The sequence below is a fragment of the Mesorhizobium sp. P2_F8 genome, assembly GCF_056403655.1.
Map to the genome: position 1 here is coordinate 1 of NZ_JBFUFB010000103.1, position 1372 is coordinate 1372.

Annotated in this window: 1 protein-coding gene and 1 pseudogene; both read left to right on the top strand. The window is 69.7% G+C overall.

Annotated features, from left to right (window positions below):
- A partial coding sequence (locus tag AC1DZP_RS36185; RefSeq protein ID WP_477309143.1) for a DUF7146 domain-containing protein occupies positions 1 to 737 on the top strand: 737 nt, incomplete at its 5' end.
- Between the two features lie 243 nt (positions 738 to 980).
- Positions 981 to 1372 (top strand): annotated as a pseudogene (locus AC1DZP_RS36190) (hypothetical protein); the annotation flags it as partial.

Below are 1372 nucleotides of genomic sequence, written 5' to 3' on the forward strand. Positions count from 1 at the left end.
GCTCGCCTGAGGCGGCGCGTCGCCTGTTCGGCCTGTCGCAGCCGAGCTCGCCTGAGGCGGCGCGTCGCCTGTTCGGCATGTCGCAGCCGATCGCCGGCACGCTGGCCGAACGATACCTCGCCGGCCGCGGCATCCTGCTTTCCACGCATGAGTGCGCGCTCCGTTTCCATCCCGGCTGCTACTACAGGGATCTCGTGACCGGCGAGACGCAGACCCTGCCTGCGCTGATTGCCGCTGTCACCAACCTCGACGGGGGGATCACCGGCCTGCAGCGCACCTGGCTTGATCCTTCGGGTCAGGGCAAGGCGCACCTCACTGATCCACGCCGCTCACTTGGTCACCTGCTGGGCAACGGCATATGGCTAGGCCGCCAGCCCGGTGCGCCGGTCCCGGTCATGGCCGCCGGCGAGGGGTTCGAGACGATGGCCTCGCTGCGCACGGTGATGCCGGCACTGCCTGTGGCCGCCGCCACCTCGGCCAATCACCTCGCCGGCCTGATCTTGCCGCCCGGCTGCCGTCGCCTCTATATCGCAGCCGATGCCGACGCCGCCGGCCGGCACGGCATCGAGCGTCTCAGCCAACGCGCAGGCGAGGCCGGGATTCTCGCCCTGGTGTTGCGGCCGCAGCTCGGCGACTTCAACGACGATGTTCGCCATCTCGGCCCGGCCCATCTCGCGGCATGGCTCTGCGATCAGCTCGTCCCGGAGGATGCCCGTCTTTTCCTGCCGTCCGGATGAACGGCCGGAGCGGCAGGCGGGCGGGGGCGTCACCAGAAGACGTTTAGGCATGGCGGCGGTCCGCCGGAGAGGCCACGCCCGCGGCCTGCCCGAGAGGCGACCCCTGCCACCCCCCGGTCACGGCCGCAACGGCTGCGCCGTCCTCCGCTCGCGCTCCGGCCTTCGGTGCGGCCGCGYCCGGSGCGCGGCCGGGRWGCGCTGTCAGGCCGCGATAGGCGCGGCCACAASCGACGGAGACACGCCATGACCTACGASCTTCCTYTCGACGACGSCTRCGARCCCYACCACGCCTCCTCGCCGACCGAYCGMGTCATCCTCGAACTGCAGATGTACGGCCATCGCCCGCATCAGGACGAACCGGATCCTCGGCCACTTCCCGACGACGAGGTGATCCGGGCCGGACTTGCCGAGATCGTCGAGACCTTCGCCGGCATGCTCGGCGACACCAGGCTCGAACCCGATCTCGATGACCTGCTCTGGTCCTTCGCAAACGTCTTCCACCGTGCCGCCGAGCGCGTCGCCCGCAGCCTCGATCGTAATGAAGAGGCCCAGCGTTCAAGCCAGCAGGAGCAGGACGGTTCCGAGGTGAAGTCGGTCGAGCTGGAACGGCTCACTGCCGAGGGCATCACCTATAT